The 19785-nt window shown below is 42.4% G+C and carries 17 protein-coding genes; 1 reads left to right on the top strand and 16 read right to left on the bottom strand.

Annotated elements, in window-relative coordinates; all coding sequences use genetic code 11:
* Positions 1–37 precede the first annotated feature (37 nt).
* From SWH54_16780 to SWH54_16715, 14 genes are all read right to left on the bottom strand, one after another.
* On the bottom strand, positions 38–481 hold the full coding sequence (locus SWH54_16780) for a type II secretion system protein (protein ID MDY6792922.1): 444 nt from the start codon (positions 479–481) through the stop codon (positions 38–40).
* Positions 478–954 (bottom strand): type II secretion system protein, encoded by a 477-nt coding sequence (locus SWH54_16775; GenBank protein MDY6792921.1) that lies wholly within the window; start codon positions 952–954, stop codon positions 478–480. Before SWH54_16775 ends, SWH54_16780 begins: the two co-directional genes overlap by 4 nt.
* 96 nt (positions 955–1050) lie before the next feature.
* Complete coding sequence (locus tag SWH54_16770) at positions 1051–1638, bottom strand: hypothetical protein (GenBank protein ID MDY6792920.1); 588 nt, start codon at positions 1636–1638, stop codon at positions 1051–1053.
* Between the two features lie 121 nt (positions 1639–1759).
* Positions 1760–2299 (bottom strand): sigma-70 family RNA polymerase sigma factor, encoded by a 540-nt coding sequence (locus tag SWH54_16765; GenBank protein MDY6792919.1) that lies wholly within the window; start codon positions 2297–2299, stop codon positions 1760–1762.
* A gap of 278 nt (positions 2300–2577) precedes the next feature.
* Positions 2578–2976, bottom strand: coding sequence for a prepilin-type N-terminal cleavage/methylation domain-containing protein (locus tag SWH54_16760; GenBank protein ID MDY6792918.1), 399 nt, complete (start codon positions 2974–2976; stop codon positions 2578–2580).
* A gap of 99 nt (positions 2977–3075) precedes the next feature.
* Positions 3076–3498 carry a type II secretion system protein gene (locus SWH54_16755; protein MDY6792917.1) on the bottom strand — a complete coding sequence of 141 codons (423 nt, stop codon included), beginning with the start codon at positions 3496–3498 and terminating at the stop codon, positions 3076–3078.
* Between the two features lie 324 nt (positions 3499–3822).
* Positions 3823–5184, bottom strand: a complete 1362-nt coding sequence (locus SWH54_16750; protein ID MDY6792916.1) for a sigma-54 dependent transcriptional regulator — start codon at positions 5182–5184, stop codon at positions 3823–3825.
* A 356-nt stretch (positions 5185–5540) separates the two neighbouring features.
* Positions 5541–6761 carry a type II secretion system F family protein gene (locus tag SWH54_16745; protein ID MDY6792915.1) on the bottom strand — a complete coding sequence of 407 codons (1221 nt, stop codon included), beginning with the start codon at positions 6759–6761 and terminating at the stop codon, positions 5541–5543.
* Positions 6762–6950: 189 nt separating this feature from the next.
* Entirely contained in the window at positions 6951–8654 is a 1704-nt protein-coding gene (locus SWH54_16740) for a GspE/PulE family protein (protein MDY6792914.1), read from the bottom strand.
* A 61-nt stretch (positions 8655–8715) separates the two neighbouring features.
* The gene (locus tag SWH54_16735; protein ID MDY6792913.1) at positions 8716–10386 is read right to left on the bottom strand and encodes an AAA family ATPase; all 1671 of its coding nucleotides are present in this window, start codon (positions 10384–10386) and stop codon (positions 8716–8718) included.
* Positions 10387–10623: 237 nt separating this feature from the next.
* The gene (gene pilQ, locus SWH54_16730; protein MDY6792912.1) at positions 10624–12168 is read right to left on the bottom strand and encodes a type IV pilus secretin PilQ; all 1545 of its coding nucleotides are present in this window, start codon (positions 12166–12168) and stop codon (positions 10624–10626) included.
* 174 nt (positions 12169–12342) lie between these two features.
* Positions 12343–12834, bottom strand: a complete 492-nt coding sequence (locus SWH54_16725; GenBank protein ID MDY6792911.1) for a hypothetical protein — start codon at positions 12832–12834, stop codon at positions 12343–12345.
* Positions 12835–12836: 2 nt separating this feature from the next.
* Positions 12837–13373, bottom strand: a complete 537-nt coding sequence (locus SWH54_16720; GenBank protein ID MDY6792910.1) for a hypothetical protein — start codon at positions 13371–13373, stop codon at positions 12837–12839.
* On the bottom strand, positions 13351–15237 hold the full coding sequence (locus SWH54_16715; GenBank protein ID MDY6792909.1) for a hypothetical protein: 1887 nt from the start codon (positions 15235–15237) through the stop codon (positions 13351–13353). Before SWH54_16715 ends, SWH54_16720 begins: the two co-directional genes overlap by 23 nt.
* Positions 15238–15706: 469 nt before the next feature.
* On the opposite strand from SWH54_16715, the gene SWH54_16710 reads away from it, so the two are divergent.
* Positions 15707–17737 carry a peptidase U32 family protein gene (locus tag SWH54_16710; protein MDY6792908.1) on the top strand — a complete coding sequence of 677 codons (2031 nt, stop codon included), beginning with the start codon at positions 15707–15709 and terminating at the stop codon, positions 17735–17737.
* A gap of 30 nt (positions 17738–17767) precedes the next feature.
* Here SWH54_16710 and SWH54_16705 read toward each other — a convergent pair whose 3' ends face one another.
* Positions 17768–19045 (bottom strand): cache domain-containing protein, encoded by a 1278-nt coding sequence (locus SWH54_16705; GenBank protein ID MDY6792907.1) that lies wholly within the window; start codon positions 19043–19045, stop codon positions 17768–17770.
* Positions 19046–19062: 17 nt separating this feature from the next.
* Positions 19063–19533: a hypothetical protein gene (locus SWH54_16700; protein MDY6792906.1), complete on the bottom strand. Its 471-nt coding sequence runs from the start codon at positions 19531–19533 to the stop codon at positions 19063–19065.
* Positions 19534–19785 lie beyond the last annotated feature (252 nt).

Raw genomic sequence — 19785 nt, 5'->3', positions numbered from 1 at the left:
TTTTTACTGCCGTCTGCCTGTCATTTACCTTTCCCTTTTACTTTGTAAATAGCGCCGTCAGGCTCTGCCCTCCATGGGTAATGGTTACCTTTAAAACTCGTGGATCTGGTGAAGGGTCATCTGCTGCATCTTCTACCCCGCCGGTAAAGGTAATATACCTTGTCTCATTAACTGTGTAATGTCCGATGACGGGAGCAAGCGGTGGATTCATTCCGGTTTCCACATCCGTTTTAAAATCAGCCAGAGGATTGTCGGCTGAAGTCATCAGCCTCATTTTATAAACCGAATTCAACTTTTCCATGATTTCATGAACGCCATTGGCCTCCTGAACCATAACAACCGGTTCAAAGCTATTTTTCATGCTGGTTCCCATAAACTGGACCAGAATGGTGCCCAAAATTGACCCCACAATCAGGGTAATGACCACCTCCAAAAGAGTAAATCCCTGGTTTTTAGTAAACAAATATAATTTTGTCCTCATTGAATGAATCCTGTATTTTGTGTTATGATAATTGTTTCGTTACCTGAGCCTGAAGACAATGTTAATGTCCTGTCTCCTACTTGCAGGGTGCCTAAATTGTCCGTATACGGTATCCCCCTTGAGTCAAAAGAAATAAGGAAATCAGCATTCATGGAAAGCCCAAGCGTCGAAAGGCTTATATGATCCAACTGTTCGCCCGGAAAATTGACCCTGACAAGTCCGGAAGTTCCATTATATCTGAAGAGCCAGTAAGAATGACCGGTTGAATCGGATTGAATGCCGTAATTATCATTTGAATTCATGGCTCTGGACTGGGCGTACCGCAGGTGTACTTTGAGAACTTCCTTCTGGGCGATTAACTCCGGCTCATCATCCATAGCACGTCCGATGACAAAGGCACTGATGATGCCCATGACAATCATGACTGTTATAATTTCTATGGCCGTAAAGCCTAAATTGTTTTTTATACCCATTTGTGTTCCTTCACCTTATTTTATTTATCACCACAAGGTCAGCAAAAAACGAAAAAACAATCCATTCTCTTCGATCTCAGCGGCTCGGTGGTGAATTTAAAAATTTTCCATCAACATTATTCCTCTATATTTGTGAACAATGACCGTTAGGAAAACACCCAAAAGAACAGCACCGGAAGTCAGGCAAAGCATACCGGCTGCGGAAAGGGGATTTCCCGTGGCCATTTGAATCCCTGCTGAGTTAAACACGGAAAAACCGATGTATAAAATGGCAGTTCCATAGGCCAGCTTAATGGCAAGCATTCTTTTTTTAAACAACAAAATACCCAGGAAAATAAAAACAATGGCTGAAGCAAAGGCGATTTGCGGCTGAATCATAATCCAACCCGACACATGGGATTGCCCCCCCATGGTTTTCAACCCCAGGGCCATGACAATCCCCATGATAACATAAAAAAATCCAACCATGAGAAAGCAAACCGCACATTCCGCCACGGTTTCAACTTCTATCCACGAGCGAAGATTTAGCTTCTGCAAAGCCAGTAATAAAAATTCCCGCAGTTTAGACCCTGAAGTATGCGGACCTGGCGGAAGGTTCTCCATCACTTTTTCGGTAAAACCATCCGGAAGAGAAACAGCCTTGGTATTTTGAGCAATACGAATGATATGCTCAAATTTTTTCATATTTTCGAATTGTTTCGGAGGACGTGGCACTTTATTGCTTTCATTTGAGGCAAAAGGTTTACCACGGAAAATCACGGATATATTTTCCAGTGGATTCTAGGTGAAAATCAGTGGTTAAATATTATTTGGTATTTTTGTTCATCAAAATTTCCAGTTTTTTTAACCCGCGATAAACTCTCATTTTTGCCGCGCTCAAGGATATGCATAATATCTGGGAAATATCTTCAAAGTGCAAATAATGATAATATCTTAAAATGATCGCTTCCCTTAGAGAAACAGGTAGTCTTTGAATATATCGGGCCAACGCTTCGGCTTCCTGTTGATGAGAAACCGCCTGTTCAGGACTAGTTTTATCGGCTGGTAAACGATCGACGTTTTTAACTAGTATTGGCTTTTTCTTTTTTAAGTGATTTCGGGTTAAATTGACAGCAATGGTATAAAGCCAGGGAAAAAACCTCCGTTTTATTTTAAAACTGTTTAAAGATTGATAAGCCTTTAAAAAAATTTCCTGGGCCAGATCTTCTGCATCATCACGGCTGCCGGTCAACCGATACACCAGGTTGTAAACAGGCCCTTTGTATCGATCCACAAGAAGTGCAAACTTTTCCCTATCTCCGTTTAAAACGTTTTCAATGGTTTCATTTTCTTGTCTTTTATTCATATACAACTAAATAAAGGAAAAAGTCACAAAAAAGTGGATGCATAGTTTAAATAGCATGCGGTTGACTGAACCTGTCAAGAAAAACCTCGATTTGTGCATTTTTACCACGGAAACAAACGGGAATGTATAGAAATATATTATTACTCAGGTAGATAGGCTGAAGGTTGAAGACTGAAGACCATTAGGGAAAAACAAATTTGACAACAAGAAGAGAAAAAAGGAAGCAGTCCTGAAGAAAAATTCCAAAGGAAATTTCTTCAGGACGTATTGAATTATTATTATGACGACCACCTGGCTGCTGCTATGTTTGTAGAGACAGCCCGGTTTAAAGGAATTGATTGTGATCCGAAACTGAGTGTTCCGCCGGCAAGACGATCCGGACCAACTGTCCAGGAATACTCAGTACCAACGTCTGTATCTAGAGCCATAACCGCCCATACCCCAGTATCACCACCATTGCCACCCCAGCCACCCGGAGCAAATTTGGCGTTTGTCCAATACAACATCTCCCGGGCATTAAGTTCCACTATGCCGGTTTCCAATGCGCGTAACTCTGCAGTCCCGCTAATATCATTTATCTTTCTGGCTGCCACCGATGCCATCACACCCATGATCACCAGCACGGCCATGATTTCAATCAGCGTGAAGCCTTGACTTCTTTTAAGAAATGGTCTCATTTTCATATATCTAGTGGGTTTATAAAAAAATATGAACACTTTTTACCCATCGTTCTATATTTCAATTATAATATTTTTATAAATTTTAAGAACTTATTTTTATGGACCTGGCGGAGTCCTAACCCAGAGGCCAGGTGTAATGAGAGTTGCGGCTGTCCTTGTCAGGGAAACAGCAGTGCCTTTAAAATCGAGATTACCTCCGCCTGCTCCAAGGGCAGACTCATCATAGTCATCTCCAAGTTCAATAGGAGTCATGGCATTCCAACAAGCAGTTTCCATATCACCATCGTTCTCAGGTGCTCCGGTTTGTATTTTAATATTCGCCCAGTTCAGATTTTCTCTTCCGTTTAATTCAGACACTCCGGCATCGATTGCTCTATCCTTGGCATTTGACTCAAGATCAATATACCTGGGCACGGCAACAGCGGCCAAGATACCCAGGATGATCAATACCGCAATGATCTCGACTAAAGTAAAACCCTCCTGGTTTTTTAACAGTCTTTTGTTTCTTGTTTTGTTCATGATTACATTCTCCTTTTTCCAGTTCTAACTCCATAAAGTTTAAAATTTGTATTTAAAAACCCGTTAAAGAGGATTTTAAGTACTGTTTCATTTCCCATAAACCAATTACGTACTTTTACAGCTGTGAATTGAACACCTCTTTTCGTTTTGGTGTTAATAGTTAATGCAGTTTTTGTGCCAAAATATGCCAAAAATCAAAAGAACTATGACTAAGCATAACAATTGACCTTATATTCAGTATGTTGTCTTTCTCATAAAATAATTAGCCCGGTTTCGGATATTTCTTACATAGAGGTATAATCTGCAAAAAATGTAGATTATAAATTAAATATTGTCATTTTTGATGCTTTTTACGTCGATCTGATGTTTTTTGATCCGGTGCCACAGGCTTCTTTGATTGATCCCTAAGAGTTCCGTGGCCCTGATCTGAACCCCCCCTGTTTTTCTTAACGCCTCGATAATCATTTCTTTTTCGATTTCATTGAGCTTTTGGTCCAGGGTGGCATTGGCAGGTAGAGGGGGAAGGTCTTCTCCACTATTGATGAACGCACCGGTGATTGATATCGGCAGGTGTTCAGGCTCAATAAAATCCCCATCACAGATCACCGCAGCGTGTTCAATGGTGTTCTGCAGCTCTCTTATATTTCCCGGCCATGAATTTGCCGCCAGCATCTGCAATGCCGTGGATGAAATTGAAACAGGTTTTGCGGATTTTTCCAGAAAGTGATCCACAATAATTGGTATATCTTCCTTTCTTTCCCTTAAGGGGGGCAGGTGGAGCGAAAATACATTTAAACGATAAAAAAGATCCTCCCTGAAACTTCCCTGTTTTACCATTTGCTCAAGATTTTGATTGGTTGAAGCAATAAAACGAACATTTACCTTGATCGTCCAGGTCCCGCCCACACGATAAAATTCCCGTTCCTGGATCACGCGGAGGATTTTGGCCTGAAGGTTAAAGGGCATGTCACCAATTTCATCCAGAAATATGGTGCCACCATTGGCCATATCGAATTTGCCGCTTTTAGAGGTGGTCGCCCCGGTAAAGGCCCCTTTCTCATGGCCGAAAAGTTCGCTTTCCAAAAGTTCTTCCGGTATGGCCGCACAGTTTAATTTAATAAACGGTTTGTTTTTGCGAAGGCTTTGCTCATAGATGCTCGTTGCCACCAGCTCCTTACCTGTTCCGCTTTCACCAAGTATAAGGACGGTGGAATCGGTCGGTGCCACTTTCATAATCAGGCTTAAAAGACTTCGCATGGCCAGGCTCTCGCCAATGATTTTAGGGAAGAAATGCCTGGCGTCTATTCGGCTCAGTACGTTAGTCACCTGATTAAAAACATTGGTGAACTTTTGAATTTGGTCGAGTGATTTATCGCTTTCTTTCTGGTTTTCGGAGTTCGAAATATTGGGAAGGTTCTTTGCTTTTTCCACAAACTTTTCCACCGGTTTCAGCATCAAACGAACAAGGATAAACCCGGTTAAAGAAGCAAAAAAGCCGACGAGAGAGGTTGCCCAGAAAACAGCATTTTTAAAGCCAATCCCGTGGATAAGGTCGTATCTGGTCAGGCTGTAAGCCACAATTGCCGCCAGTATGGTAAACCCGGCATATATAAAAGGAATGATAATATAAAGGCTGATGTGGTATTGCGGATGCTTCTGGAGCCTTTTGATGTATTGAGTGATCATGTATTTAGTTATTTCGCATAAGGTTAATAAATAAGGTTCGCCTTCAGGTTGGTTAATGAAAAGGGTTCGAGGATTCAAGGATTCAAGGGGTCAAGTGCTTTTCCTGCCGATTTTATAAGTCTTTTGAACATTCTAAGCCCTCATCTTTCAACTTGCAGCATTTCTAATTTGCCCTGCTCAGCATAACCCATTTCTTTAATAATATCCGAGTCTTTATTATAACTATCAACGGTTACTTAAGCATTTCATTCGAATCCCAGACCCCTCTAATCCTGAATCCTTATCATCATAATCCGGCCAACTCTTTTCGGATATTATCCCTATTTTATTTATAAAGCGTACTTCTTGTTGGGACACTATTTCACCATTGTGGTCAAATCCCACATGGGTAGAAAAATGGCCAGGGCAAAAAAACCGATCACAGCGGCAAGACCGACTGTCAGCATGGGCCCGATGGCCTCGGACATCTTCTTCATGGAATATTCGACCTCGGTGTCATAATGGTCGGATGCTTCTTGAAGCATGTCTTGAAGGTTTCCTGTTTCCTCTCCGATGGCAACCATATTAATCATCATGGGGGTAAAATACTTTGCAGCCATCAGAGGCCCGGCAATCCCTCTCCCCTCCTCCAGACGATTTTTGATCCCTTCCAGTTCGTGGGCAACAGCAGCGTTGCCAATGGTTCCGGATAGAATGTCCATAGAGTCAAGGATATCGACCCCACTTGAATGCAGTATGGCAAATATGCTGGCAAAGCGTGAAATAGCGGCCTTTAGCAATAACTGCCCGACAATCGGTACTTTTAAAAATAAAGCATCCTTTATAAACTGTCCCCGCTTGGTCCTTAAAAACAGGACAAGCAGTGCAACCCCGATAAATATTCCGCCAATAATAAGGACCCAGTAATGGCTCATAAACTGGTATAAGGCCATGCATAACTTGGTCGGCAGGGGAAGCTTTAAGCCGGCATTGGCAAAAATATTCACGAATTTTGGGATAACAAAGGTTAACAGGACAATAAAGGCAATAACCAGAAAAGAAACCACCACAATCGGATACTGAAGGGCCGATTTAATATCTGACTTGACCTTATATTCGTGTTCGATGATATAGGTCAGGCGGTCGAGGATTTCCGGAAGAGCGCCACTGGCTTCACCGGCTTCCACCATACTGCAGTACAGCACGGAAAACACCTTGGGGTGTTTTTCAAAGGCCTCATGAAGGCTCAAACCCTCATTGACATCCTTCTGCATTTTACCCAATATTTTTTTAAGTTTCATGTTTTCGGTTTGCTGCTGCAAAATATGCAATATTTGCATCATCGACACACCTGCACGTATCATGGTACGAAACTGTTTGGTAAAAAGAATAAGGTCAGGGGCCTTTATGGGTGTCATTTGCTCCTGAATAGACTTCCAGGTAAAGCCGATCGCAGCACCTGCTTCTTCTTTGACTGTGGTGGGCATTAACCCTCTGGAAGAAAGCAGGCTGTTTGCCGCTTCAAGTGACTCCGCCTCGATGGAACCTTTTTGCGCCCTGCCGTCTTCTGCCAGGGCATTATATGAAAAAATCGGCATTTTTTCCCTCGAAAATAAAAGTGCCTGAAAATAAGCGTTTTACGGGTTGCAGGTTGCGTGTAAAAAAAACGGAAATAATCCTCATACATTGTAACCCGAAACTCGAAACTCGTAACATTATCTTTAATCGCAAAAACAACATGCCGGCCAGGCTCGACAATAAATAATCGTCATGATGTTGCCACCACGCTAAACAAGCACCGCAGAGCTTGCCTCTTCAAAGGTGGTGATCCCCTGTCTTACTTTTTCTGCTGCATTTTTCTTAAGCGTATTCAGCGTTCCGGCCTCAATGGCCGCGCGAGTAATTTCCTGCGAAGTGCTGTTTTTTAATATCAGTTTTTGTATCATATCATCAATCACCAGCACCTCATATATACCGGTTCGTCCCTTATATCCGGTGTTCAGGCAGTTAAAGCATCCCTTTCCTTTCACGAAATTTGTATTCTCTGCGTTTTCCAACCCCCAGAATTCAAGCATTTTCTCAGGTGGTTTAAAAGGCTTCTTACACTGCGGACATACGGTTCGAACCAGGCGCTGGGCAAATGAAGCGATCATAACCGAGGACACCAGAAAGGGCTCTACCCCCATATCAACAAATCTTGTAATTGCACCGGCAGCATCATTCGTATGCAGAGTGCTAAAAACCCTGTGTCCGGTTAATGCGGCTTGAACCGCGATAGTGGCGGTTTCGGCGTCACGAATTTCACCAACCATGATGACATCGGGATCCTGTCGAAGAATGGATCTGAGACCATCGGCAAAGGTCATCCCTGCTTTCCGGTTCAGCTGGATCTGCCGTATTTTTTCAATTCTGTATTCGACCGGGTCCTCCACGGTAATGATGTTTATATCCGGTTTGTTGATATTTTTTAAAATTGAATACAGACTGGTGCTTTTCCCGCTTCCGGTGGGGCCGGTGCTTAGAATCATCCCGTATGGCTTTCGGATCATTTTTTCGATCTTTTTTCTGTCATCTTCAGACATACCCAGTCTTTCCAGTGACAAAATACCACCGCTCGTATCCAGAAGACGAAGAACCATATTTTCGCCATAAATTGAAGGCATGGTGGACGTTCTGATATTTATTTCCTTATTTTTCATCTTAACGGTAAATCTACCGTCCTGGGGGATTCTGGATATTGAAATATCCATATTTGCCAGAATCTTGAGCCTGGATATGATCGGAAGGAACATTGATTTTGGTGGTGCCGGCACCTCATGCAGCTTTCCATCTACTCGGAACCGGACCTGAACGTAGTTCTTTTCAGGACTGATATGTAAGTCACTGGCGCCTTCACGCACACCCTGGGAAAGAATTGAATTTACCAGTCGAATCACAGGTGCTTCCTCGGCCATACCCTGAAGTGAACTGACCTCTACATCTTCGGTAATTTCTGTTTTGTCGGTTTCCTTATCATATTGCATGTCTTCCATATCATCAAGAACACCGCCGATACCGGAGTAAGAACCGTAAAGCCCCGAATGGAGCTGATTGAGATCCTGTTCTGTACAAATAACCGTTTCAATTTCACTATTGGTATAGACTTCCATGGCATCAATGGAATTGATATCCATGGGATCAAGCATGGCAATTGTCAACAGCAATCCGGTCTTTTTCAACGGTGCGATCTGGTATTTATAGGCCATGTCTGCCGGAATGATATGTGCCAATTCAGGATCTAAGGTATATTTTAATGCGGAATATTCCTCAATTTTTAACTGGCTGGAAACCACTTTAACAATTTGTGTTTCGGTGAGAATCCCCTGTTGAACAAAGAACTGCCCGAGTTTTACCTTTCTTTTTTTCTGTTGAGGCAGCGCTGATTCAAGTTGTTTTTCCGTTATCAGTCCACCTTCAACAAGAATTTCTCCAAGTCTTTTTTTTACTCTCATTTACTTCTCACCATATGTTAATCGTTCATCCCCATATGCCACTGTGACGCAAAAGTCCTCTTTACCTCTGCGATGCGCTTGCCAGAAATGGATCGGCAAAAAAAACATTATCCGCATCCCACGATGATATTATTTTTCCTTTTGATAAATTGGAAACCGGAAGTCTGTCTAGTTGCAACCAAGCAGTATTTTCTTCTAAAAAATACTTTTTAAGAACCACCGTAAAATTTACACCTCTTCGGCTGTTCCAGTAGGGGATCAGCCGTACCGCCAGCCCATCATGTGAAAAAGTCTCTAATATTTTAAAGGCGTCTTCAAGATTATTTTTATCGGCAATTTTAATCCACCACACTTTTTGCGGCAGTGGTTTCAAATTTGCAGGAATTGCCGGTAAGGCCACTGTCTGACCGATATCAACAATATCAGGGTCATCAATATGCGGATTTGCCAGAATCAGAGACTTAAAGTGTCTGGAATTATAGCTGCCATAAACCGTTTGAATTAAACCCGAAAGGGTTTGATTGGACCGTAGTTTTATTTTACCCAGAATTTCAGGAAAATTGTGATCAATTGATACAGAATTCGATTTTTTATTTAGAGGGTCGGCAGGCGTTCGTTTTTCCATCAAGGCTGCCGTATCCCCATCAGATGGTTTTGCCCGGTTGTCTTTAATCGCTTTGGCTGAATCTGCAGCTCCCGTTCTATTTTCAAAACCGGCAAAACGTGCGGGGTTTGCCAGACCTGAAATCCGGTTTTTCCCGGACAAAGCCGCCCGGTTTTCCTCAGCTTTATTTTTTAAAACCACCGGAAATTTAACTAAACTCAGCTCAGTAAATGAAAACAGCACTGCCACCATGATCATCACGGTGCCTATGCTGGCCACAGCCATTTTTATTTTTCTTACCCGATCGGGGAATACTCGCTGGATACATGAACGAACCAGGAAAAAATTAACCACAGATCTATTTTGAATGATCATGGTCATAATACATCTATGGCACAGGTTGATTATTTTCCTGGGATATCCGCCTGTTGTCCAATAAATTGCCCAAAGAGCCGGTTGGGTAAAAAAAGTGTAGGTCCTGTTCTGTTCAATCGACTGCTCCAGTCTGAATTTAATCATCAGTCGGGTATCACGAAAGCCGAGAGGCTTTAAAAAGTGAAATAAATTGATCCTGTCGGCAAAATTGTCATGCAAGCCAATGGTCTTTTCAAATTCTTTTTGAGCAAAAATAACTATTTGGAGAAGTTTATACTCATTGGTTTCATAGTTAAGAAATTCCCGCAGGATTTCCAGGCAAAAATCAGGGATCTTTTGACCTTCGTCAATAATTAAAATGATTGTTTTATTCTCATCGACCCCTTTACGAAACAGATACTGTTTTATATTTTCTTTGATTTGCCATTCATTTGAATCCTTGACAGGTTTATATCCCTTAAGCATTTTATGGACAGTTGAAAGAAATTCTAACGTATCGGAAAAAAAAGGATCGAGTATCAGATGGGTTTCAATCTCCTCGTTTCCGGTAAACCTGCGAATGAGCTGTCGACAAAGGGTGGTCTTTCCGGTACCGACTTCCCCGATGATGACATTCAAACCTCTGCGTAGCCTGAGGGCAAGTTCCAGTTTTTGCAGGCAGCCCAAGTGTTGCCTGGATTGAAAAAAAAATTTCGGATCCGGTGAATTGGAAAAAGGTTCTTTTTTAAGGTTGAGAATATTAAAGTAATCCATTTTTCAAAACGGTTTTTTAAATAAGATTCACCACAGAGATTACTGAGCATAAAGTTGCAAAGGCACATGGGCGAACAGGCACGTAGATTAATTACAGTTATCTATTTTTCTACTTCTGCCTTTGGGCCTTTGTGCCTTTCCCTGCCCCAGCGTCTTGTCGCAGCACAGCCTCCCTGGAAGCTGGACACAGACTGAGGTTAAAAACGAAAATGGGTACCTTTCGTACCTTTCCCTTGTTTATCCTCCCTGCCTTTCCTCCAGAATATACGGAGTAATGAATATAAGTACTTCCTCCATACTGTTGGATTTTCCCCTGCTTCTAAAAAGAAAACCTAATCCTGGAATATCTTTTAATAAAGGTACCCCGGATTCCGATTCACTGGCTGTTTCTTTGCTCAAACCTCCGATAACGGTTGTCTCGCCATTGGAGAGCATCACGTTTGTTTCCGCCTTTTTGGTAATAATGGTCGGGTTCCCTGCCACCGTTCTGGTAAAATCCAGTTCGTCTTTATTGGTAAGAATTTTCAATTTAAGAAAATTTTTATCGATCACATGCGGGGTTACCTCCAACCTGAGCACCGCATCTTCATATTTGATATTCACCTCTCCATCCTCAACGGTCTGGATAGGCACCTTTGCCCCACTTTCGATAAATGCCGACTGATTCTCAAGCGTGGTAATCGACGGGCTTGACAGAATATTGAGCTTGCCTTCTTCCTGGAGCGCAGTTAGCTGGACTGACAGAAGGTTTCGGCCAACGTTTTCAAACAGATACCCTAAGGTCATCCCTGCACCACCTTCGAGGGCAGCGGGAAAATTGAACATATTCCCGATTCCCGGAAGGTGCCAGATGGGGGTTCCTGGATTTGCATCGGTTCTATCGGTAAACAGTGATCCGTCATATGTTTCTCCGCCCGGCCCCAGCCAGTGATGATCGCCATTGGAGGTGCCGTAAGCCAGGCCGCCCCACTGAATACCAAGCTGTCGGGCAGTATCACTGGTTGTTTCAACGATATGGGCTTCTAAAAGAATTTGCGCGGTGGGTCGGTCCAGCTTTTCCACTACGGACAGTATCCTGCTTAGATCGTTTTCGATGGCCTGGATAATAAGAGAATTGGTGTGTTCATCCACCAAAACCGATCCAAGGGGCTTTCCGTCTTTAGTGAGTGTGAGAAATTTTTCCAGGTTTTGCCTGAGCTTTGCCGCTTCCGAATAATTAATATGGACGATTCGGGTAATAAAAGGCTCAATAATCTTCAAATCTCTTTTCTGGGACTCTCTTTTCAACTCGTTTTCCATATCTTCGTTGGTCATGATACGGATAATATCCCCTTCCCAGGCATAAGCCAGTCCGTGTGTTCGTAGAATGCTTTTAAACACCTGATCCCAGGGCGCTTTGGTTATATTAATATTAATCTTACCCTTTATCTTTTCACTGAGCATGATATTCTGGTTGGCAACTCGGGAAAGCGCACGAAGAAGAACACTTACCTCGATATCGTTCATTTTCATGGTAATCTTTTTTTTGGGAAGAGGCTTTTGATATCCGGCCAATAAGCCGGTGGCGAAAGCTGATCTGGTCCTTTTGGGGGCGACAACTTTATCAAATTTTCTGGCGGAAGGAGAAAAACCTTTTGATTCCTGTGCTTTTACTTTCCAGTCGTCAAAGAAAAGATTCGATTTTTCCTTCTTTTGAGTCGCACAACCGGTGACAAGTGCAGTAAAAAAGATAGAAAAAACAAACCAGCCGGTCATTGTTTTAAAACGATTTATTTTTTTCATAAGATTTGCTCACTGCTTGAATGATTCAATTTTCACCAAAAATAGTCTAATTGACAATAGTTCAGCCACAAAGTCCCGAGAACTTGAATGGCTCACCTGCAAAGAACTTAAATTCTAAACCGCAGCACCCATTGAACGAAGCACCCCTCAAGCAAAACGCCTGGTCACTGGGAATCAAATTTCTTCCAGGGGAATCGTAATTTCTTCTTGTTTCCCTTTTGTTATTATGATGACCCGTTCCGGATAAATTTTATGCACAATAAATCCGCCTTTTTTCAGTTCCTCCCCTTCTTCATATTCCAACCCGTTTAGAATAGCGAAATTTTTGGCGCCCATACTTAAAAAGCCTGTATATTTGATATTCACCCTCAAAGCCGATACATCGGCTTCGGTGTTTTCCGCTTTGAATTGAAATTCCGAATCAGAACTCAGCAAAGGATCCTTGGCCCATTGTTGGGGTGCTTTTTCAATAATATAGGAATCTATTTCCGAAAGGCTCTCTTTGGTAAGTTCGGCAACATGGGTAATAAACTTGTTTAAAGATTCCAGCTTGCTGTTTTGACCCACCGCTCCTTTTTTGCCGGGAGCCTCAATAAAAAAAACATAAAAGCCATATACAATGGATAAGGCCATTAAACAGAGAATTATTTTTTCTCGCTTAGACATTCTTATTCCTGAGCCATCCAGACTTTGAGCCTGAATTCTTTTGTTTTTCGGATAGAAGTAATTTTTATCTGTTCAATAAATTCAACAAAGGGCAATTCGCATAACTGGAATAAAAATTGGTGCAAATTAATAAACTCCCCTTGGGCGACGATTTTTATCAGCAGGTGTCCCGACCCTCCGATTAATGTGTCTACATCCGGGGTAACGTCTACCAGTGCAATATTGCTGTCTTTGGCAATATTGTTTAACCGCTGTACGATTCTCCGCGTATCACCCTGTGCCAACTTTTTTTTCTTGGCAGCTGCAATGCCTTTTGTTTTCTTAAACTTGGTCTTTTTTAAAAGGTTGTTATAAACCGGAGTGAGGATCTTTTGTTCATCCATGGATCCTTTTATTTTTTTAATTTCCATGTCCAACCCGCTCGACCTTTGCATGGCAGGAAGAATGGTAAGAACAATGAATACCAGGATTCCTCCCCCCAATACCAAAAAATAAGCCAGACTTTTCGTGGGGAAATTAGCTAGTTTTATTTTTGCCATTTGTCTTAGGAATTAATTTTAAATGGGTTGTAAACTGCAATACTTCATTGTTATTAAACATACCCAGCGTTTTTTCGCTGATGACCGGTTGATCAAATATGGGCGAACCTTTAAGTGCAATCAGATACCTGGCCAGGATGGATTCCAACGCCATTTTGTCCCCCAATACAATCCCCCCAATGACAATCGACTTTTCCACATTTTCTTCCTTGGCGCCGGGGGGTGTTTCCAGTTGAGCGGAAATATTTAACAGACGAATATTGGTGGGGGTTAATTCGGCAATTTCACTCAATGCCGCAATAGCCAGATATTTTCGTCCATATTCCTTAAATGCCTCATTATTACTTTTTGCCTCTTCAACCAGCTTAAGTATTGACACCTGATCCACCTGGGAAACAAAGCCGGACATCTCCAGTTTCATCATTGCCAGTTGATCTTTTTTCTCTTGTATTATTTGTCCCTGATAAAAATAAAATCCGACACACAGGATCATTACCAATGCAAACACAGCATACAATATTTTATTGATAAACTTAATGTCGGCAACTTTCTTTTTATCCTTATAAGTAAACAAAAAATTGGGTGTAATAGAATTGTCGGAAACAGCTATTCCTGCTGCAGGTGCAAATGCTTCCTTTTCAAGTGCTGTTTCGGGGCCCGATACTCCGCGGGAAAAATCTGAATCAGCAGAAAAAGGGTTAAAGTTTTCTTTGGGAATACCAAGCTCATTTCCTATATAATCAACAATCAATTGGTGAGGGCTCGCACCACTTGATATATAGATTCTTTCCACACTTTCATTTTCAAAATTTGCCGAGAAATGCTCAAATGTAAGCTCCACCTGTCTGACCAGGCGCTTTAGGGCAGGCAGTATCATTTTGAAAATGGCTTTCTCTTCAGCTTTAAGCTCGGGCGGACGGAAATCCGAAGGAAAAGAATCCTGGGTAAAACCAAAAAATATTTCCTGAGCTCTGTCAGCATCTATTTCTGTCCTTTGGGCCTCATCAACATCGACAGGTTTTAAAGATAAATCCGTCCGGTTTTCATCATTTTCCCCGGTTATGGTGGCTTTCATTGTTTTTATACCGGCTTTGATACCGCGTGACAAAACAAGATATCCGTTTGAAAAGATGTCAATGCGCGACCAGTCTCTCCCGATATAAAGACTCGATACGGTCTTGGCGTCGGTTCTCACACAATTGTTCAACAGTAAATTCTGCAAAGCAAAAGGAACAATTGATATCCCCGTTAAAGGGAAGCCGCTTTTGGCAAAAATATCTTTGAGTTTCTTGATTTCATGAGTGGGGACGCTATAGGCCATCACCTCTATCTTCTGAGCACTGCCTTCCTGAATATCGCCCAAAATCTCGAAATCAAAGGTGGTATCTTTTTCATTAAAGCTTGTTATTTTCTTAAATGACCAGTATACAGCGTTGGCAATCTGCTTTTGAGGCACTTTGGGTATTTTAAGATAACGCATTTCCACCCGGGCTGAAGAGATGTTGGCCCAGATTTCAGCACTTTTGGCCGATCCGCAAAAACGAGTAAGAACCGATTTTAAATAAGGGCTGAATTCAGCATGACCCACCGAAACGTTCGGTAAATAAGGGACCTTCACATAATCAAGGAGCTGTTGTTGCTGAGAGGAAGAACGTCTGGTTTTCACCAGTTTCAGTTCATTATAACCGATGTCAACGCCGACTGTGATTGACTTTTTGAAAGAAAACAAATTATTGAAATATGAGCTTAGACGTTGCGAAAATGAACGCGATGGCTTATTAGGGGGAAATTCATTGCCTGTTTTGGTGCTGCTTCTAATCAGGTCAAGCAATCTTTCAGTCGAAGATATTTCATCTCTTGCCAAGGCTGTTCTCCATTTTATGCTAGCATGGGAAAATAAGGCTTTTCACTGGGAATCATCAGGCAGTTTCAATATGCTCAATTTCGTATTCTGCGCTTATCTATACGAGATCAAGGAAAACGACCCACCGGAGGCGTTTTAACCATATGAATTTAATCATTATTTTGAGATATAAAATTTTAGTCTGATGCAACTATCGACCAAAAGGGGGCATTTTGAAATTGGTTCATCAAAATTAACCCAGATGATTTTCAATCCGGTGTCCAGTAAATACATTAATTAACACATAATTAATACAATTTGTCAACAACTATAACTCATAACCCACGACATTTTCAAAAACCGAGAGAAACCGGTCAAGAAAATTCCGTTACATCTCTCTTTGTTGGAAGCGCCGTCAGGGAGTACTCTCAGGGCTTTTAAATTTCTGATTTCTAATTTCAACGTCTGGTAAACGTCAACAAAGTAACCTATGAACTATTTACCCATTATCCGGAATCAAAAAGCGGATACCGGTCATCCGGTCCCCGAAATTCTTGCCCCTGCAGGAAGCAAAGCCTCTTTTCTGGCCGCGCTGGCGGCAGGGGCTGATTCTGTTTATTGTGGAATGAAACAGTTTTCAGCCCGAATGGAGGCTAAAAATTTTGGCCTTGAGGAACTTGACCGTCTTACTAAACTGGCCCATGTCAGAAGAGTTAAGGTGTATATTGCTTTCAACTCCCTGTTAAAGACTGTTGATTTGAACAGGGCTGCGGATTTTTTGAATGTTCTCAGCCAGTGGATTAAACCTGACGGCCTGATCATTCAGGACCTCTCACTGGTGTCCTTGGCAAGACAGGCCGGTTTTACCGGTGAGATTCACCTGTCCACGCTGGCCCATGTGAGCTTTCCGACCGCCTTAAATCTTGTACGAAAAAAATTCGGAATCGACAGGGTGGTCGTCCCCAGAGAGCTTAATATTGATGAAATTAAAGCTCTTGCCAAGGCTTGCCCGGATGGCCTTGGGCTTGAAGTATTCGTCCATGGAGCACTTTGTTACGGCGTTTCAGGAAGGTGCTATTGGAGCAGTTTTTTGGGAGGGAAGAGCGGTCTCAGGGGCAGATGTGTCCAGCCCTGCAGGAGGATCTATACCCAGAGGGGCCAAAAACAAAGATCTTTTTCCTGTCAGGATCTTTCTCTTGATGTTCTATCCAAGGTTCTTTTATCAATTCCCCAAGTGCGGGCATGGAAAATTGAAGGCCGGAAAAAAGGCCCCCATTATGTTTATCACACAGCTAGGGCATACAGAATTATGAGAGATTTCGGCAGCAATCCTGAAAAAAAGAAATTTGCCTTAGGTCTTCTTCAGCTTTCACTGGGAAGAACAGGCACCCATTATAATTTTTTGCCTCAAAGACCCCAAAATCCGGTTAAGGTGGGAGAACAGACCGGATCTGGGCTTCTGTTAGGCAAACTTCAGGGGGGCGACAAGAGGCCTTATCTTATTCCAAAAGTGGAACTTTTTCAGGGAGATACCCTGCGTTTGGGTTATGAAGATGAGCCCTGGCACGCCGTCCAGACCGTAAGTAAATATGTCCCCACCAGGGGACGGCTTTATCTGAAATTTAATAGGAAAAAAAGGCCGGCCAAAGCCACCCCGGTTTTTCTTACAGACAGGAAAGAGAACCCACTCAAAGAGCTATTGGCCGGACTTGAAAAAAAACTCGCTGATATACCGGCATCTCAGGTAAATCTCAGCGAAACAAAAGCCGGACTCCCCCGTAAATCGTTTAAAAAAACACCCTTATGTGAAATAAACATATACAGAGTACCTGTAAAGCATAGGCCCAAAGGCCAGGAAACGGGTTGCTGGATTTCTGATCAGTCCCATAGGGGGATGTCTGTCCGTCTTTATCCAAAAACCTGGTGGTTCCTTCCGCCGACAGTCTGGCCGGAAGGAGAAAATGACTTAAAATCTCTGGTTACCCTTGCTCTTAAAAGGGGAGGGCGGAACTTTATACTAAACGCCCCTTGGCAGAAGGCCTTTTTTAGCGGAATGGCTAAAAACAGCAAATCAGGCAACCGTCTTAGCCTGTGGGCCGGCCCCTTTTGCAACCTGACCAACCCCCTGTCCATAGGTGCTCTGATATCTCTCGGGTTTTCAGGAGCCATTGTCAGTCCTGAGCTGAGTGGTAAGGACTACTTAACGCTGCCCCAACAAAGCCCACTTCCTTTAGGTATCGTTTTGTCAGGCCACTGGCCCCTCTGTATTTCAAGGATCATGTCAAAGAATATAAGGGAAAAGGAACTTTTTACCAGCCCCAGAGGAGAGCAGGCCTGGGGCAGAAGCTATGGCCCCGATTTCTGGGTCTATCCCAACTGGAAACTCGATATCAGCAAAAAAAAGGATGCACTTAAAAAAGCAGGATATCGTCTTTTTGTGCACCTGCATGAACCCCTGCCTAAAGGGATCAAATTAAAAGAAAGACCGGGGATGTGGAACTGGGATTTGGGACTTCGGTAAATCCAAAGAAAGGAAGAAAGCGTTTTTTCTTTATCGCTTTTGCCTCAGCCGCTCCATCGCAAGGCGCAGGCTGGTTTGCATCAGCTTGATTGCCTGTGCCAGCAAGCCGATTTCGTCCTTAGACGAAATGTTGATCTTCATATTCAGATCTCCCAAGCTCATGCGCTCAGCCACCTCGGTTAATTTTTTGATGGGTGTGGCAACGGCTCTGGCTGAGATCCATGCAATTAACAACACGATCACCACAGTGGTGAACAGTAAAATAAGGGCAAACCTCTGCATTCGCCTTAAATCGGCAAAAACTTCCTGTTCTTCCTGCTGAATTGCAATTGCCCAGCCATAATTAATTCCCCTGATGTGCCCGACATACTCCTTTTTATTTTCATCTTTAAATCCGAATGTTTTGGTTGTCCAGCCTTCTTCTCGAAAAGCTGCCACCAAGGGATGGGAGCTTATTTTTTTTAATTTTGAAGCATACTGCTTAATCTGGTGAGCCACCACTTTGTCCTTATTATCCACTAAAAAGGCAAAACCGGTCTTCCCCTTTTTCCACCTCGCGATATACTTCGATATTTCGTCAACGGTCATTGCGGCGGCCATCACACCGACCAGTTTATCTTGGGACATAATGGGAACTGCCAGGACCAGAGCCGGCTTTTGGGAGGTTTTACCGATTAAGGTCTGCCAGCTAAGTTTTTTCCCGTCAATGATTTCCTGGTAATACTGCCTGTCCCCATAATACTTCAAGGGTCCGTCATCACCTCTGGCCACATTGCTTCCATCCGGACCCACAGTGAAGGCCAAATATATATATGGGTATTTTTTTTGGATTTGTTGTAAAACAGGTTCCTGTTTTTGACGATCCATGGAAATAACGGATGGGAGCTTTGCTGCAGATTTAAGCACCCATATATTATTATCAATCCAACTATTTACTTGGTTTTCCAGGACCTGCGTGGTCAGGGACATGAGAAGCTGCGTGTCATTTTTTATTCTAACGCTGGTTTCTTTAAAGGTGACTCCCCAGAAAACTGCCATGGGGATCAGGCTGACCAGCAGCATTACAATAATGATTTTTGCAAAAAAACTAAAATAAATTTTTTTCTTAGCAGAAGTCGGTGATCTTTCTTCTTCCCGGGATGGTTCAGCAAAACTTTGGTAAGATTCCACATAGGCTTCAGGCTTTGATTTGGATACCGTTAGTATATTTTCGCATGCATTACATTTTAATCGGACCGTCTCCTCTTTGATTTTATTTTCATTTATTCTATATGTTTTCCCGCACTGATCACAGGTCACTTCTATCATATTTCGATCCCTCTGCCCTACAATCGATTTTTTCTCATTATCTCGATCATGGTTTTTTTAAACTCGATTTGCTCATTTTCTTCCGGGACCTCACGTGCTATATTGCTAACCAGCTCTGCAGCCTGGTGCCCGGGTATTTCAGACATTTTTAATTCCATTTCATTAACTGTATCCTCAATTAAAATCTGGGCCATGGGCCCAATTGCCTTCGACAGATTTAATCGTAAATCCTCAAGAAATTTTTTGCTGAGAAATCGATTCTTTTTATCAACCGGTTCAATAAGTTTTAGCTTAAGCAGTTTTGACAGTATCTGGTTCAACATGGCGATATCCATGCCAACCTCTCTGGATATTTGAAGAAGGTCCTTGTTTTCATCAATGACCATAAGCAGACGAATCATATCTGCATTAATCCGAATTTCATTGCTATTTGCCGGAGTAACTTTTCTAAAAAACATCTTTGCCAGGTCGGTAGAAGCGATATCCATTGAACACCTGTATGGTTAAAATACTTAAAATTATTACTAAATAGTGTCTTCTATATTAGCGGTAAAAGTGCTTCTGTGTCAAGAAAAAATAATGAGCCCCATCGCAACGCCTCATCGGTAATTCTTCAGTCTTGGCTTTGAATAAAATGAAGCTGATTAAAATAATTCTCATAAATTTTCATATCTGACTGGGCACAACGAAGCATGGAACATAAGGTTCGACCGGGGAATCGCCTATGGGCCTGTTGCAAT

It is taken from the genome of Thermodesulfobacteriota bacterium, assembly GCA_034189135.1.
Classification (GTDB): domain Bacteria; phylum Desulfobacterota; class Desulfobacteria; order Desulfobacterales; family JAUWMJ01; genus JAUWMJ01.
Note: the sequence above shows the minus strand (reverse complement) of the source record. Positions and strands in the feature narration are given on the sequence as shown.

Coding starts and splice junctions, on each gene's coding strand:
- SWH54_16780 (MDY6792922.1), bottom strand. CDS start 481: ATGAGGACAAAATTATATTTGTTTACTAAAAACCAGGGATTTACTCTT.
- SWH54_16775 (MDY6792921.1), bottom strand. CDS start 954: ATGGGTATAAAAAACAATTTAGGCTTTACGGCCATAGAAATTATAACA.
- SWH54_16770 (MDY6792920.1), bottom strand. CDS start 1,638: ATGAAAAAATTTGAGCATATCATTCGTATTGCTCAAAATACCAAGGCT.
- SWH54_16765 (MDY6792919.1), bottom strand. CDS start 2,299: ATGAATAAAAGACAAGAAAATGAAACCATTGAAAACGTTTTAAACGGA.
- SWH54_16760 (MDY6792918.1), bottom strand. CDS start 2,976: ATGAGACCATTTCTTAAAAGAAGTCAAGGCTTCACGCTGATTGAAATC.
- SWH54_16755 (MDY6792917.1), bottom strand. CDS start 3,498: ATGAACAAAACAAGAAACAAAAGACTGTTAAAAAACCAGGAGGGTTTT.
- SWH54_16750 (MDY6792916.1), bottom strand. CDS start 5,184: ATGATCACTCAATACATCAAAAGGCTCCAGAAGCATCCGCAATACCAC.
- SWH54_16745 (MDY6792915.1), bottom strand. CDS start 6,761: ATGCCGATTTTTTCATATAATGCCCTGGCAGAAGACGGCAGGGCGCAA.
- SWH54_16740 (MDY6792914.1), bottom strand. CDS start 8,654: ATGAGAGTAAAAAAAAGACTTGGAGAAATTCTTGTTGAAGGTGGACTG.
- SWH54_16735 (MDY6792913.1), bottom strand. CDS start 10,386: ATGGATTACTTTAATATTCTCAACCTTAAAAAAGAACCTTTTTCCAAT.
- pilQ (MDY6792912.1), bottom strand. CDS start 12,168: ATGAAAAAAATAAATCGTTTTAAAACAATGACCGGCTGGTTTGTTTTT.
- SWH54_16725 (MDY6792911.1), bottom strand. CDS start 12,834: ATGTCTAAGCGAGAAAAAATAATTCTCTGTTTAATGGCCTTATCCATT.
- SWH54_16720 (MDY6792910.1), bottom strand. CDS start 13,373: ATGGCAAAAATAAAACTAGCTAATTTCCCCACGAAAAGTCTGGCTTAT.
- SWH54_16710 (MDY6792908.1), top strand. CDS start 15,707: ATGAACTATTTACCCATTATCCGGAATCAAAAAGCGGATACCGGTCAT.
- SWH54_16705 (MDY6792907.1), bottom strand. CDS start 19,045: ATGATAGAAGTGACCTGTGATCAGTGCGGGAAAACATATAGAATAAAT.
- SWH54_16700 (MDY6792906.1), bottom strand. CDS start 19,533: ATGGATATCGCTTCTACCGACCTGGCAAAGATGTTTTTTAGAAAAGTT.